Raw genomic sequence first — 14,249 nt, 5'->3', positions numbered from 1 at the left:
ACAGGGTACTGTACTTAGCCGCCCAGATACGCCTCGCGTACTTTCGGATCGGTCAGCAGTGCTTCACCAGTGCCTTGCATCACCACCCGACCGTTCTCCAGAACGTACGCTCGGTCAGCGATTTTCAGCGCCTGGTTGGCGTTCTGCTCCACCAGGAAAACCGTGACGCCATCCTTGCGCAGCTGTTCGATGATGTCGAAGATCTGCTGGATGATGATCGGTGCCAAACCCAGTGACGGCTCGTCCAGCAGCAGCAGCTTGGGCTTGCTCATCAGCGCGCGGCCGATGGCGAGCATCTGCTGTTCGCCGCCGGACATGGTGCCGCCACGTTGACTGAAGCGCTCCTTCAGGCGGGGGAAAAGTCCGAGGACCTTGTCCATCTGTTCCTGGTAATCGCCCTTGTCGGTGAAGAATCCGCCCATGGCGAGGTTTTCTTCCACGGTCAGGCGAGCAAACACTCGACGGCCTTCCGGTACCACGGCAATGCTCTTGCGCATGATCTGCGCTGAAGTCTGCCCGACCAGTTCCTCGCCCATGTAGCGAATACTGCCACTGTGAGCTTGAGGTGAACCGCACAACGTCATCAGCAAAGTGGACTTGCCGGCACCGTTGGCACCAATCAGGGTGACGATTTCGCCCTGGCGGATTTCCACATTGACGCCGTGCAAGGCCTGGATTTTGCCGTAGAAGGTGGAAACGTTTTCGAACTGCAGCATTACGCTTCCCCCAGGTAGGCTTTGATCACTTCAGGATTATCGCGGATCTGTTCCGGCGTGCCGTCGGCCAGGGGAGTGCCCTGGTTGATGACGACAATGTGGTCGGAAATACTCATCACCAGCTTCATGTCGTGTTCGATCAACAGCACGGTGACGTTGTGCTCTTCACGCAACACGCCGATCAGCGCCTTTAGGTCTTCGGTTTCCTTGGGGTTCAGGCCTGCAGCCGGTTCGTCGAGCATGAGGATCCGCGGGCGGGTCATCATGCAGCGGGCGATTTCCAGGCGACGTTGCTGACCGTAGGCCAGCGTGCCAGCCGTTCGGTTGGCGAATTCCCTGAGGTTGACCTTGTCCAGCCAGTACTCGGCAAATTCCATCGCCTCGCGCTCGCTTTTGCGGAACGCCGGGGTCTTGAACAGACCGGCCAGGAAGTTGGTGTTCAGGTGACGATGCTGGGCGATCAGGAGGTTCTCGACCGCCGTCATGTCCTTGAACAACCGCACGTTCTGGAAGGTTCGCACCACGCCTTTACGGGCGATCTCATGCCCGGCCAGGCCTTCGATCGCCTGGCCGTCGAGCAGGATGCTGCCACCGCTCGGCTTGTAGAAACCGGTCAGGCAGTTGAACACCGTGGTCTTGCCGGCGCCGTTAGGGCCGATCAAGGCGACGACCTGTTTTTCCTTGACGGTCAGGGCCACGCCGTTGACCGCCAGCAAGCCGCCGAAGCGCATGCTCAGATTTTCGACTTTCAGGATCTCGCGGCTCATTTGCGCAGCTCCATGTGAGGACGTTGCATGGGCAGCAGACCCTGAGGACGCCAGATCATCATCAGCACCATCAAGGCACCGAACATCAACATGCGGTATTCACTGAATTCGCGCATCATTTCCGGCAGCAGGATCATCACCACGGCAGCCAGGATCACCCCCAGCTGCGAGCCCATGCCACCCAGAACGACGATGGCGAGGATGATCGCCGACTCGATGAAGGTGAATGACTCGGGCGTGACCAGGCCTTGGCGGGCAGCAAAGAAACTGCCGGCAAAACCGGCGAAGCTGGCGCCCAGTGTGAAGGCCGACAACTTGATGACGGTCGGGTTGAGGCCGAGTGCACGGCAAGCGATCTCGTCTTCACGCAACGCTTCCCAGGCACGGCCGATTGGCATGCGCAACAGGCGATTGATGACGAACAGGGCCGCCAGGGCCAGCAACAGCGCAACCAGGTAGAGGAAAATTACCTTGTTGATCGAGTTGTATTGCAGCCCGAAGTACTCATGGAACGTCTGCATGCCTTCGGCCGCTTTGCGTTCGAAGGTCAGGCCGAAGAACGTGGGCTTCTCGATGTTGCTGATGCCGTTCGGGCCGCCAGTGATGTCCGTGAGGTTGCGCAGGAACAGACGGATGATCTCACCGAAGCCCAGGGTGACGATCGCCAGGTAATCACCCCGCAAGCGCAGAACCGGGAAGCCGAGCAGGAAGCCAAAGGTGGCTGCCATCAGGCCGGCGACCGGCAGGCAGACCCAGAAGCTCCAGCCCAGGTAGTGCGACAACAGCGCATAGCTGTAGGCACCGACGGCGTAGAAACCGACGTAACCCAGGTCGAGCAGGCCTGCGAGACCGACCACGATGTTCAGGCCCAGGCCCAGCATCACGTAGATCAGGATCAGGGTCGCAATGTCCACCGCGCCACGGGAGCCGAAGAACGGCCAGACCAGGGCACCGATGATCAAAGCGATGATGATCCAGCGCTGAGTGGTCGGCAGGGTCAGGAAGTTGCTGGCCTTGGCCGGAATCAAGGGCATGGACGGCGAGGATTTCCAGGCCTTGCTGATCGGGTCGTCGAACAGCACCCGCAGGAACATGAGTGCCGAGCAGATCGCGATGATTGCAAGGGTCATGTTGCTGGTGCCGTGGACTTCCAGGTTGATGCCGACGATGGTCAGTTTGAGGCCGAGCACCGGATAGGCAACTGCCCAGACCAGGAGCGCGCTGAAGAGCGCTTGCTTAAGATTCTTAGTCATACCTTTTCAACCTCCGGACGGCCCAGGATGCCGGTCGGCCGGAACAACAGAACCAGAACCAACAAGCCGAAAGCCACGACGTCCTTGTACTGGTCGCCGAAGATATCGGCACCAAAGGCTTCCGCCACCCCAAGCACCAGTCCGCCGAGCATGGCGCCGGGAATGCTGCCGATGCCGCCAAGTACCGCAGCGGTAAAGGCCTTGAGGCCAACGAGGAAGCCGGCGTTCGGGTTGATCACGCCGTATTGCATGCTCAACAACACGGCTGCAATGGCTGCCAGCGCCGCACCGATGACGAAGGTCAGGGCAATGATGTTGTTGGTGTTGATACCCAGCAGGTTGGCCATCTTGATGTCTTCGGCGCAGGCGCGGCAGGCGCGACCCAGTCGGGAACGGGAGATGAACATCGTCAGGCCGAGCATGGCGACCAGGGTCACCACGAACACGACGATCTGCATGTACGAAATCAGCACTTCATGTGCACCACCTGGCCCGAATGAGAGATTCCCGGGGATCAGGTTGGGGATGGATTTGTCCTTGGAGTCTTGCGACAGCAGAACGGTGTTCTGCAGGAAGATCGACATGCCGATGGCCGAGATCAGCGGAATCAGACGGTTGCTGCCACGCAAGGGGCGATAGGCAATCCGTTCGATGCTGTAACCGTAGGCACTGCAGACGACGATGCTCGCGATGAAACCGGCAGTCATCAGCAGCGGGACGCTGTCGAGTCCCATCATGGCCAGGCCTGCGATGGCGATGAACGCCACGTAGGAGCCAATCATGTACACCTCGCCGTGGGCGAAGTTGATCATTCCAATGATGCCGTAAACCATCGTATAGCCGATGGCGATCAGGGCATACGTGCTGCCAACGGTCAGGCCGTTAACCAGCTGTTGGAAAAAGTGATAGATGTCAGGCATTACAGCGCTCCTAAAAACCTGATACGCATTTCACTGGTGGAGTCATTTTCCCGCCCGATCCCGCGGATCTGCATCCACTTCGAATTCGGGGTTTGCCAGCGAACCGCTGATGACGGTTTTGAGATTTTCAGGTGGGGAGACTTGCGGATCACGCAAGCGCGGCCCAGTACATTCGTAAAACAAAGCCCACGGCACGCCGTGGGCTTTGTGGGCAGTCAGTCAGGCAAGGCCTTACTGAGGCGAAGCTTCAGTTTTAGGTTTGCCGAAGTGCCACTCGTAAACCACAAATTTGAAGTCTTTCAGGTCGCCCTTGGCGTCGAAGCTCAGGTCGCCAGTCGGGGTTTTGAAAGTGCCAGCGTGAATGGCTTCAGCCACTTTTGCCGGGTCTTCGCTCTTGGCGGCAGTGATGCCACCGACAATGACTTCAACAGCCGAGTAGGAAGGGAACACGAACGGACCGCTCGGATCTTCTTTCTTGGCTTTGAACGCGTCAGCCAGGGCAATGTTGGCAGGGTCCTGGTCGAAGGATTTCGGCAGGGTGACCAGCAGGCCTTCGGACGCGTCCTTGGCGATCTGCGAAATGGAGTCGTTACCCACGCCTTCCGGACCCATGAACTTGGCTTTCAGGCCTTTTTCCGAGGCTTGACGCAGGATCAGGCCCAGCTCCGGGTGGTAGCCACCGTAGTAAACGAAGTCGACGTTGGCTTGCTTGAGCTTGGCGATCATCGAGGAGAAATCCTTGTCGCCGGCATTGATGCCTTCGAACACGGCCACCTTGGTGCCTTTCTTCTCGAGGGTTTGTTTCACGGCGGTAGCGATGCCTTCACCGTATTGCTGTTTGTCGTGCAGGACGGCAACGATTTTCGGCTTCACGTGATCGGCAATGTAGTTACCGGCTGCAGGGCCCTGGGCGCTGTCGAGACCGATGGTGCGGAACACCATCTTGTAACCACGGGAGGTGATGTCCGGGCTGGTGGCGGCCGGAGTGATCATGATCACGCCTTCGTCTTCGTAGATGTCCGAAGCCGGTTGAGTGGAGCTGGAGCACAGGTGGCCGACTACGAACTTGACGCCGTCGTTGACGACCTTGTTCGCTACCGCTACCGCTTGTTTTGGATCACAGGCGTCATCGTATTCAACGGCTTCGAGTTTCTTGCCGTCTACGCCGCCTTTGGCGTTGATCTGCTCGATGGCCATTTTGGCGCCACTGAACTGCATGTCGCCGTACTGGGCTACAGGACCGGTCTTAGGGCCGGCAATGCCGATCTTGATGGTGTCAGCTGCGAACGAATGGCTGGCAACCCCGGCCAGAACCATAGCGGCAAACAGTTTGGAAATCTGCTTAGTAGCCTTAGTCATAGTGCTCCACTCTTACTGTTGTAGTTTTTATAGTCCTGGCGCCGTAGCAGCAGAACCGGGTCAGATATCGTCGATACCCTCCGGAAATGCCCCCGACAACTGTACCGGTACAGTGTAGAGCGCCGATTGTCAGCCTGGGAAGGCAGCGCCGGGGGGCAAAACCAGAGGGTGTCGCTTAATTGAAAGAAAAATACAGAATCGCGGCGGGATGTTAGCTGGCTAATAGCTTGATTCACCTGCATTCCTTGGCTTTCCTGCGGTTTTCAATCGGTGAAGCAAATTGCATCCGGGTTTTGCTGCCAGACCATCGACGTTTATCATTCGCGTCGATTTCTTTTCCGGACAGAACCCATGAATCAAGAACCTAGCACCCTCTATGCCAAGCTGCTTGGTGAGACCGCATCTATTACCTGGAAAGAGCTTGAACCCTTCTTCGCCAAGGGTGCCCTGTTATGGGTCGACCCGGCTCTGGATTTGATCGCCGCGGCCGAGGCGGTGGCGGTTGACGAAGGTGAGAAAGTGGCTGCCTGGCTGGCCGACGACAAACTCGCCAAGCTCTCTGAATCGCGGGCGCTGGATCTTTTCGAGCGAGATCCAGAGCTGTGGGCCGTGGTGGTTTCGCCGTGGATTCTGATCCAGGAAAGGGCGGGCGAATAAACCTCTGCGCTTTATTGGTGCATGAGCTGCTTGCTGGAAAGTGTGTAGGCCCGTAGCGTGATGGCATGTTGCCGTGGAGAAAGGCCACATCGAACGCGTGGAGAGGGTGACGCGCACGTAACGGGAACAGTTGGCTGACCCGCCATTGGTCGATTTAATTGTTTCCAGATGTTGGCCCGGTTCGAGCACACCAGGCTTTTTTACCGCTGTTCAATTGGAGGAACCACCCGTGGCAACTTTACCTTCCCTGGGATTTGCCGGTATCGGCCTGATGGGCTTGCCGATGTGCCGACGATTGATGGCGGCGGGCTTTGCGTTGACTGTGTGGAATCGCAATCCGGACAAGTGCTTGCCGCTGGTCGAGGCCGGGGCGCGACAGGTTTCGACGCCGGCCGAGCTGTGTGCGCACGCGGACGTGGTCATGCTTTGCCTGGCGGATACTGCAGTGGTGCGCGAAGTGGTGTTTGGCGCGGCAGGCATCGCCGAGGGTGCGAGAAACGGCCAGTTGCTGGTGGACTTTTCCAGCCTCGAGCCTGCGGCCACCAGGGAAATGGCCGCTGCGTTGAACGCATCAAGCGGCATGCAATGGCTGGACGCGCCAGTGTCTGGTGGCGTGGTCGGCGCCGAAGCGGGGTCGCTGGCGATCATGGTCGGCGGCGCGGCATCAGACCTTGAACGGGTCAGGACTGCATTGCTGAGCATCGGCCAGCGGGTGACCCACATGGGGGGCGTCGGCGCGGGGCAGGTGACCAAGGCCTGCAACCAGATGATCGTTGCCTGCAATGCATTGGTCATTGCCGAGGTGGTGGCCTTGGCCGAGCAATCCGGCGTTAATGCCAGCCTGATTGCCGAGGCGCTGGCAGGGGGGTTCGCCGATTCGAAGCCGTTGCAGATCCTTGCGCCGCAAATGGCCGACAACCGTTTCGAACCGGTGAAATGGCACGTTCGCACACTGCTCAAGGATCTCGACACCGCCGTGAAATTATCCCGCGAACAGGGGGCCGCGACACCCCTCAGCGCACTGGCCGCGCAATTGATGCGGTTGCACGGGAGTAAGGGCTTCCTGGAAAAGGATCCGTCGACGTTAGTGCAGATGTACCGCGAGCCTGGCCCGAGGGAATGACCGGGCTCGAATACTGGCGCTGGTTGATTTCGTTAAGGACGGGGCGCAGTTCAGCCAGCGGAACCGGGCGACTGAGCAAGTAGCCCTGGACGAAATCACAGCCGTAGCGCTCCAGGAATTCGTATTGCTCCAGCGTTTCGACGCCCTCGGTGACAACCTGCAAGTGCAGGGTATGGGCCATGATAATGATCGCCTGGACGATTTCCATGTCCTGGGTCGACTCGGGAATCTCCTGGATAAATGACCGATCTATCTTCAAGGTGTTGAGCGGCAGGCGTTTGAGATAGGCGAGGGAGGAATACCCGGTGCCGAAGTCGTCGATCGACAAGGATACCCCCAGCGCACGAATCTGGCGCAGCAACACCAGCGTGTTGGCGATGTTGCCCATCAGCGCATTTTCCGTGACTTCCAGTTCCAGCCGTTGCGGGGCTACACCGGCGACCCGCAACGCCTGTTCGATTTCATCGGCGAGTTCCTCGCGCGCCAGGTTCAGCGGTGAACAGTTCACCGCGATCCTGAGTGCTTCGCAGCCCTGGCGGGACAATTCACTCAAGTCTTCGCAGGCTTTGCGCAGCACCCAGTTGTCCAGTTCCGCAATCAGGCCGTTGGCTTCGGCGATGGTGATAAACCGCTCTGGCGAGAGCAGGCCATGCACCGGATGCTGCCAGCGAACCAGGGCTTCGAGCTTGCTCACCAGCCCGGTCTTGAGGTCGAAGATCGGTTGGTAATACAGCATCAGTCCGGTGTTCTCGCGCAGGGCGTGACGCAGTTCTTCTTCCAGTTGCAGTTCCAGCGTTGCACGGGTCTTCAGGTTCGCGCTGAAGAAATTCAGGCCGTTGCGGCCATTGCCCTTGGACTGGTAGAGCGCCAGGTCGGCGTTTTTCAACAGTTCTTCGCAGGTGCTGCCATCTTCGGGAAACAGGCTGATGCCAATGCTGGTGGTCATCACCATGCGCCGTCCCGCCAGCTCGATGGGTTCCTTCATTTTCATCATGATGCGCTGGGCCATTTGCCGGGCTTCTTCACGGTCGTGCAACCCAATGAGAATGCAGAACTCATCACCGCCGAAGCGTGCCACCACATCTTCATGGCTGCGTACCGACCCCTTGATGTGACTGGCCAGGACCTTGAGCAATTCGTCGCCGGCGTCATGGCCGAGGCTGTCGTTGATACGCTTGAAGTGGTCGATGTCCAGGAACACTACCGCGAGCATGCCGCCTTCCTTGGTCTTTTCGCTGAGCTTCTCGGCGAACAATTGGTTGAACCCGCGGCGGTTGACCAGGTTGGTCAGCGCGTCGTAATGCGCCACCTGCTGCAACGACATCCGTGCCTGGTCGAGTTGGCTGAGCAAGGCGTTGACCCGTTGCAGGTCGTGCTCCTTGTGCTGCAGCTTTTTGTCGGCCAAGGCCGCGCTGATACTGCTGCCGATGATCAGCAGCGTCATGACGGCCACGGTGAGTCCCAGTTGCAGGTGATCGTTTTCGCCAGGCGGCGTCAGGGCACTGCCTGCAGGCAGCACCATATTGAACGCGGCCATGCCGGTGAAGTGCATGCTGAAGAGACCGGCGCCAAGCACCAGGCTGGCGGTGTATTTCTTCAGTTGATGGGGCAGGCCCATGGCGCCGCGCAACTGCCGGGCGATCAGCAGGGCGGCAAGGCCGGCCAGCATGGCGATTAGCACAGACAGTGTGAACAGCGTCGGCTCGAAGTAAGCGGCGGCTTCGGAGCGCATGGCACCCATGCCGACGTAATGCATGGCGGCGATACCCAGGCCAATGCACACCGAGGCTCTTACGTAACGCCACAGGGTTTGTTGCGCCTGGCTGAGGGTGAGCATCACCAGCCATGAAGCGAGCAGGGCAATCAGCAGGGAGGCGAGGGTAATGGGCAGGGCGTAATGGATCTCGACAGGCGCTTGAAACGCGAGCATGCCAATGAAGTGCATGGCCCAGATTCCACCTGCCAGGCAGGCAGTTCCTGTCAGGCTCCACAGGCGCCGGGATTCCGCCTTCTGTGCATGATCCACCCGTTCGGCCATGTCCAGCATGGCAAAGCTGCCAACGCACGCAACCACGTATGCCAGCAGCACTAGAAACGGATTGTGGGTGCAACTCAGGATTACCTGTCCACTGTCTGGTAGGCCGGTAATGAAAGGCAAACCAAGCCATTCCATAGCATTTCCCGTTTGTCGTCATCCTGGCTGCCGCCACTGCTGCAGGCGGGTTGCCTTGGAGTATAGAGCGCACGGCGGAAGCGCAAGCCGTGGTGGCAGTTTGGCGTCAATCGATTTGGAATGAGTATTAGAGCGTTTGGCAATAATCAAATCGCGCGGGCATTGGGCTCTTCATGGCCGCCTATCAGCTTAACGAATAATTACAGACAGCTTGTGCAGGCGTGACTAGATTGCATGTTCCGGGGGCAGTTAAGCCCCATAACAATAAAAGAGACGGAAGCATGCAGAACTCGACCCAAGCGGCGAATGCGTGGCGCATTCTGTTCCTGTTGTTCCTGGCCAACCTGTTCAACTTTTTCGACCGCACCATCCCGGCCATCATCATCGAGCCCATTCGCATGGAATGGCACTTGAGTGATTTTCAGCTGGGGATCATCGGTACGGCATTTACCATCGTCTATGCAATCGCCGGCCTGCCCCTTGGGCGAATGGCCGATACCGGTTCACGGGCCAAGTTGATGGGGTGGGGACTGGCGGCCTGGAGCGGGCTGACAGCGGTCAATGGCCTGGTCGGCAGTTTCTGGACGTTTTTGCTCGTGCGCATGGGTGTTGGTATTGGCGAAGCCAGTTATGCACCGGCGGCCAATTCGTTGATCGGCGACCTGTTCCCGGCGCACCGGCGTGCCCGGGCGATGGGTATCTTCATGCTGGGCCTGCCACTGGGTCTGTTGCTGGCTTTCTTCACCATCGGCTGGATGGTCAAGACCTTCGACAGCTGGCGTGCGCCGTTTTTCATTGCCGCAGTGCCGGGCCTGGTTCTGGCGGTGTTCATGTTTTTCATCAAGGAGCCCAAACGCGGTGCCGCGGAAAGCGTGCAGGTGTCCCAGGAGCGCGTCGAGCGGCCAATCCGTCGGGTATTGGCCGTGCCGACGTTCCTGTGGCTGGTGATGGCAGGGTTGTGCTTCAACTTCGCAACTTATGCCTGTAACTCATTCCTGGTGCCGATGCTGCAACGCTACTTCCTGATGCCACTGCATGACGCTGCGGTGGCGACCGGGGTGATTGTCGGTGTCACCGGGTTGTTCGGCCTGACCCTGGGCGGGTTGGTCGCTGACAAGATCCACCAGCGGGTCGCCAATGGGCGGCTGCTGTTTGCAGCCTTCAGCCTGATTGTCTCGACCGTATGCACTGCCTGGGCCCTGCACGCCGGGCGAATCGAGATCGGACTGTTTGTCGGGGTATTCAGCCTGGGCTGGCTGTTTGCCTACAACTTCTACACCTGCGTCTACACCGCTATCCAGGACGTGGTCGAGCCGCGCTTGCGGGCAACGGCCATGGCGCTGTTTTTTGCCGGCTTGTACCTGCTCGGCGGCGGATTGGGGCCGGTGGTGGTCGGTGGGCTGTCCGATCACTTCGCCCACACGGCGATGCTGGCGGCTGGCGCCGGGCAGATGACCGAAGCTTTCAAGGCGGTAGGCCTGCACGACGCGATGTACCTGATACCGGTGGCGCTGTTTTTCACCATGGTGTTTCTATTCATGGCTTCGCGGTGTTTTGTGCGGGATGCGAAGCGGATGAAGGATGGGTTGGTGGCTGTGGTCGAGCCTGAGGTTTCGGCGGCGACTGCGTAATTGCAATCACGAGCAGGGCATCACCGGCGCGAGCATCGACTTTTGCAGGAGCGAGCTTGCTCGCGAAAAAACTCAACGATAACGCGTGAAGCCTGGATAAACGCGGTGTCTATGAGTTCTTCGCGAGCAAGCTCGCTCCTACAAAAAAGCGCCAGGGGGCTTACCCCGCCACCAGCACCCGAATCGCTTCCAGTCGCAACGCAGCCTTGTCGAGCATGGCCAGGCCTTGCTCGCGTTGTTTGCGCAGTGCTACCAGTTCGCTGTCGCGTACCGTCGGGTTGACCGCTTGCAGGGCGGTCAGGCGTGCCAGTTCCTCGTCGGTGTCGGCGGCCAGGCGGCGCTGGGCTTCGGCGACGCGCTCGGCATGGCGCGGGAAGATCTTTTCTTCACCGGCGTTGATCCGTGGCGTCAGCTGGTCACGCTGGGCCTGGATGAACTTGTTGGCGCTGGCCCGAGGAACGCTTTCGAGCTGGTCGTTGAGGGTTTCGAACGCTACGCGAGCCGACAGGTCGTTGCCGTTGGCATCGAGCAGGCAGCGCAGGGCGGCTGGCGGCAGATAGCGCCCCAGCTGCAGTGAGCGCGGCGCCACCACTTCGCTGACGTAGAGCAGTTCCAGCAATACGGTGCCAGGTTTGAGCGCCTTGTTCTTGATCAGCGCCACGGCGGTATTGCCCATCGAGCCGGACAGCACCAGGTCCATGCCACCCTGGACCATCGGGTGTTCCCAGGTGATGAATTGCATGTCTTCGCGAGACAGCGCCTGGTTGCGGTCGTAGGTGATGGTAACGCCTTCGTCGTCGCCCAGCGGGAAGCTGGCGTCGAGCATTTTTTCACTCGGTTTGAGGATCAGCGCGTTTTCCGAATGGTCTTCGCTGTCGATGCCGAAGGCGTCGAACAGTGTTTCCATGTAGATCGGCAGGGCGAACTGATCGTCTTGCTCAAGAATATCCTCGACCAGTGCATCACCTTCGCCGGCACCGCCGGAGTTGAGCTCCAGCAAGCGGTCGCGGCCGGTGTGCAGCTCGGCTTCCAGGCGCTCGCGCTCGGCGCGGGCTTCGTCGATCAACGCTTGCCACTCGCCGTCGTCGGCATTTTCCAGCAACGGCAGCAGGCGCGAGCCGAACTGATGCTGCAGCGCGTTGCCGGTCGGGCAGGTGTTGAGGAACGCGTTCAGGGCCTCGTGGTACCACTGGAACAGACGCTCCTGCGGACTGGTTTCCAGGTAGGGCACGTGCAGCTCGATAATGTGCTTCTGGCCGATCCGGTCGAGACGACCGATGCGTTGCTCCAGCAGGTCCGGGTGCGCAGGCAGGTCGAACAGCACCAGATGATGCGAGAACTGGAAGTTGCGACCTTCACTGCCGATTTCCGAGCAGATCAGGACTTGGGCACCAAATTCCTCGTCGGCGAAATAGGCGGCGGCGCGGTCACGCTCAAGGATGTTCATGCCTTCGTGGAACACCGTCGCCGGGATGCCGGAACGCACGCGCAGGGCGTCCTCCAGGTCCATCGCGGTCTCGGCGTGGGCACAGATCACCAGAACCTTGGTGCGCTTGAGCATCTTCAGTTGATCGATCAGCCACTCGACACGTGGGTCGAACTTCCACCAGCGCTCTTCTTCATTGGCATCCGGCTGGGCCTGGAAGCTCACTTCCGGGTACAGCTCGGCGTGATCGCCCAGGGGCAGCTCGAGGTATTCGTCCGGGCACGGCAGCGGATACGGGTGCAGTTTGCGTTCCGGGAACCCCTGCACGGCGGCGCGGGTGTTACGGAACAGCACGCGTCCGGTGCCATGGCGGTCCAGCAGTTCGCGAACCAGGCGCGCACTGGCTTCGGTGTCGCCATCGTTGACCGCAGCCAGCAACGCTTCGCCTTCATTACCGAGGAAACCGTGGATGGTCTTGTGCGCTTCAGGCGACAGACGGCCCTGGTCCAGCAGCTCCTGAACGGCTTCGGCCACCGGGCGGTAGTTTTCGCTCTCGGCGCGGAAGGCGTGCAAGTCATGGAAACGGTTCGGATCGAGCAGGCGCAGACGTGCGAAGTGGCTGTCCTGGCCGAGTTGTTCCGGGGTGGCGGTCAGCAACAGGACGCCGGGAATGACTTCGGCCAGTTGCTCGACCAGGGAATACTCAGGGCTGGCCTTTTCTTCGTGCCAGACCAGGTGGTGCGCTTCATCGACCACCAGCAGGTCCCAGCCGGCAGCAAACAGCGCGTCCTGGGCTTTTTCGTCGTCCACCAGCCACTCGAGCGCAACCAATGCCAGCTGGGTGTCTTCGAACGGGTTGGTCGCATCGCTTTCGATAAAGCGTTCTTCGTCGAACAGCGCGACCTGCAGGTTGAAACGGCGACGCATCTCTACCAGCCACTGGTGCTGCAGGTTTTCCGGAACCAGGATCAGCACGCGGCTGGCGCGGCCCGAGAGCAATTGGCGATGGATCACCAGGCCGGCTTCGATGGTTTTACCCAGGCCTACTTCGTCCGCCAGCAGAACCCGAGGGGCGATGCGGTCAGCGACTTCGCGGGCAATGTGCAATTGGTGGGCGATTGGTTGCGCCCGAACGCCGCCCAGGCCCCACAAAGAGGACTGCAGCTGACGGCTGGTGTGTTCCAGCGTGTGGTAGCGCAGGGAGAACCAGGCCAGCGGGTCGATCTGCCCGGCGAACAGACGGTCGCTGGCCAGGCGGAACTGAATGAAGTTCGACAGCTGGGTTTCCGGCAGGGTGACGGTTTCGTTCTGCGCGTTGAGGCCGTGGTAGACCAGCAGGCCGTCGACATCGTCGACTTCCTGTACGGTCAGTTTCCAGCCTTCGAAGTGAGTGATCGAGTCACCCGGAGAAAACCTCACGCGGGTGAGGGGCGCATTCCGTAGCGCGTACTGGCGGGTATCGCCAGTGGCCGGATAGAGCACGGTCAACAAGCGGCCGTCCTGTGCCAGAACGGTGCCCAAACCCAGCTCGGCTTCGCTGTCACTAATCCAGCGTTGCCCCGGTTGATACTGCTGCGCCATGCTGCCTGACTCCCACCTTGAAAAAGCGGGCTATCTTAACGGAATGAGGGCTCCAGGCCAAAGGATAACGCGTGCAGGCGCTGACGGAAGCGGCGATCTTTTGATCCTGGTGGAACGTCTGGCTCAGGCGTTGTCCGATAAATGACAGTCCAATCGCCCAAGCCCGCCGCCACCGCGCAAGTGCCAACCGGGTCACAGTTTGCGTGAGCTGGCTCAAGTCGCGGTCCCTGCGGCCGACAGCCTGCTGACAGGAGAACAAAAATCATGCTGCCACCGATGCTCCCATTGAGTGCCGTGCCGATCACTTCACAGCAGGACCCGGTTCGCCAGCGCCCGGACATCGCGCCCGTGACCCCGGTACAGCAGACCTCCAGCGACAGCACGATCGACCTGCAGCAGCGCGACGCCGAGGAAGCAGCATTTCAGCTGCGCGAAGAACAGCGCCGTCAGCAGCAGCGAGAAAAGCGTCGGCGAGAAGCCGATGGCCAATCTGATCAGCATTTGCCGATTCCCGGCTATGAGTTGAACGCGGACAACACGGTGCCAGTGGCGCCGTTGATCGAAGACGAGCCGAGGCAGGGTTTGTGGGTCGATATCGAGATCTGATGCCAGTACTGGTCAGCGTCGTCGTCAGGCTCCATTA

11 protein-coding genes are annotated in these 14,249 nt (G+C 59.9%); 4 read left to right on the top strand and 7 right to left on the bottom strand.

All coding sequences use genetic code 11. The features are described 5' to 3' along the window. Positions 1-14: 14 nt before the first annotated feature. The 5 genes from EQV97_RS06945 to EQV97_RS06925 form a co-directional block, all read right to left on the bottom strand. Positions 15-716 carry an ABC transporter ATP-binding protein gene (locus EQV97_RS06945; RefSeq protein ID WP_122837748.1) on the bottom strand — a complete coding sequence of 234 codons (702 nt, stop codon included), beginning with the start codon at positions 714-716 and terminating at the stop codon, positions 15-17. After that, positions 716-1,483, bottom strand: a complete 768-nt coding sequence (gene livG, locus EQV97_RS06940; RefSeq protein WP_045061061.1) for a high-affinity branched-chain amino acid ABC transporter ATP-binding protein LivG — start codon at positions 1,481-1,483, stop codon at positions 716-718. Before livG ends, EQV97_RS06945 begins: the two co-directional genes overlap by 1 nt. Continuing rightward, on the bottom strand, positions 1,480-2,736 hold the full coding sequence (locus tag EQV97_RS06935) for a high-affinity branched-chain amino acid ABC transporter permease LivM (protein WP_045061060.1): 1,257 nt from the start codon (positions 2,734-2,736) through the stop codon (positions 1,480-1,482). Before EQV97_RS06935 ends, livG begins: the two co-directional genes overlap by 4 nt. Continuing rightward, positions 2,733-3,656, bottom strand: a complete 924-nt coding sequence (livH, locus tag EQV97_RS06930) for a high-affinity branched-chain amino acid ABC transporter permease LivH (protein WP_045061059.1) — start codon at positions 3,654-3,656, stop codon at positions 2,733-2,735. The genes EQV97_RS06935 and livH overlap by 4 nt, the downstream gene beginning before the upstream one ends. A 231-nt stretch (positions 3,657-3,887) precedes the next feature. Next, positions 3,888-5,015 carry a branched-chain amino acid ABC transporter substrate-binding protein gene (locus EQV97_RS06925; protein WP_045061058.1) on the bottom strand — a complete coding sequence of 376 codons (1,128 nt, stop codon included), beginning with the start codon at positions 5,013-5,015 and terminating at the stop codon, positions 3,888-3,890. A 351-nt stretch (positions 5,016-5,366) separates the two neighbouring features. Here EQV97_RS06925 and EQV97_RS06920 point away from each other — a divergent pair, with 351 nt between their 5' ends. Continuing rightward, positions 5,367-5,672, top strand: a complete 306-nt coding sequence (locus tag EQV97_RS06920; protein ID WP_122837749.1) for a DUF2288 domain-containing protein — start codon at positions 5,367-5,369, stop codon at positions 5,670-5,672. Between the two features lie 229 nt (positions 5,673-5,901). Further along, positions 5,902-6,795, top strand: a complete 894-nt coding sequence (locus tag EQV97_RS06915; protein ID WP_122837750.1) for an NAD(P)-dependent oxidoreductase — start codon at positions 5,902-5,904, stop codon at positions 6,793-6,795. On the opposite strand, the gene EQV97_RS06910 is transcribed toward EQV97_RS06915, so the two are convergent. Continuing rightward, complete coding sequence (locus tag EQV97_RS06910; RefSeq protein ID WP_240888730.1) at positions 6,686-8,968, bottom strand: EAL domain-containing protein; 2,283 nt, start codon at positions 8,966-8,968, stop codon at positions 6,686-6,688. The two genes, EQV97_RS06915 and EQV97_RS06910, sit on opposite strands and share 110 nt — an antisense overlap. Before the next feature lie 281 nt (positions 8,969-9,249). Here EQV97_RS06910 and EQV97_RS06905 point away from each other — a divergent pair, with 281 nt between their 5' ends. Next, the gene (locus EQV97_RS06905; protein ID WP_240888729.1) at positions 9,250-10,599 is read left to right on the top strand and encodes an MFS transporter; all 1,350 of its coding nucleotides are present in this window, start codon (positions 9,250-9,252) and stop codon (positions 10,597-10,599) included. 160 nt (positions 10,600-10,759) lie between these two features. Here EQV97_RS06905 and rapA read toward each other — a convergent pair whose 3' ends face one another. Continuing rightward, on the bottom strand, positions 10,760-13,606 hold the full coding sequence (gene rapA / locus EQV97_RS06900; protein ID WP_045061052.1) for an RNA polymerase-associated protein RapA: 2,847 nt from the start codon (positions 13,604-13,606) through the stop codon (positions 10,760-10,762). 264 nt (positions 13,607-13,870) lie between these two features. Between rapA and EQV97_RS06895 the strand changes: the two genes are divergently transcribed. Next, on the top strand, positions 13,871-14,212 hold the full coding sequence (locus EQV97_RS06895; protein ID WP_122837753.1) for an aspartate-semialdehyde dehydrogenase: 342 nt from the start codon (positions 13,871-13,873) through the stop codon (positions 14,210-14,212). Positions 14,213-14,249 lie beyond the last annotated feature (37 nt).

The organism is Pseudomonas sp. TMW22090 (assembly GCF_022496665.1).
Lineage (GTDB): Bacteria > Pseudomonadota > Gammaproteobacteria > Pseudomonadales > Pseudomonadaceae > Aquipseudomonas > Aquipseudomonas gregormendelii.
Note: the sequence above shows the minus strand (reverse complement) of the source record. Positions and strands in the feature narration are given on the sequence as shown.

What these genes read in the sequence shown, in the direction of transcription:
- livG (WP_045061061.1), bottom strand. Translation starts at nt 1,483, where the DNA reads ATGAGCCGCGAGATCCTGAAAGTCGAAAATCTGAGCATGCGCTTCGGC.
- EQV97_RS06920 (WP_122837749.1), top strand. Translation starts at nt 5,367, where the DNA reads ATGAATCAAGAACCTAGCACCCTCTATGCCAAGCTGCTTGGTGAGACC.
- EQV97_RS06935 (WP_045061060.1), bottom strand. Translation starts at nt 2,736, where the DNA reads ATGACTAAGAATCTTAAGCAAGCGCTCTTCAGCGCGCTCCTGGTCTGG.
- livH (WP_045061059.1), bottom strand. Translation starts at nt 3,656, where the DNA reads ATGCCTGACATCTATCACTTTTTCCAACAGCTGGTTAACGGCCTGACC.
- EQV97_RS06945 (WP_122837748.1), bottom strand. Translation starts at nt 716, where the DNA reads ATGCTGCAGTTCGAAAACGTTTCCACCTTCTACGGCAAAATCCAGGCC.
- EQV97_RS06895 (WP_122837753.1), top strand. Translation starts at nt 13,871, where the DNA reads ATGCTGCCACCGATGCTCCCATTGAGTGCCGTGCCGATCACTTCACAG.
- rapA (WP_045061052.1), bottom strand. Translation starts at nt 13,606, where the DNA reads ATGGCGCAGCAGTATCAACCGGGGCAACGCTGGATTAGTGACAGCGAA.
- EQV97_RS06925 (WP_045061058.1), bottom strand. Translation starts at nt 5,015, where the DNA reads ATGACTAAGGCTACTAAGCAGATTTCCAAACTGTTTGCCGCTATGGTT.
- EQV97_RS06910 (WP_240888730.1), bottom strand. Translation starts at nt 8,968, where the DNA reads ATGGAATGGCTTGGTTTGCCTTTCATTACCGGCCTACCAGACAGTGGA.
- EQV97_RS06905 (WP_240888729.1), top strand. Translation starts at nt 9,250, where the DNA reads ATGCAGAACTCGACCCAAGCGGCGAATGCGTGGCGCATTCTGTTCCTG.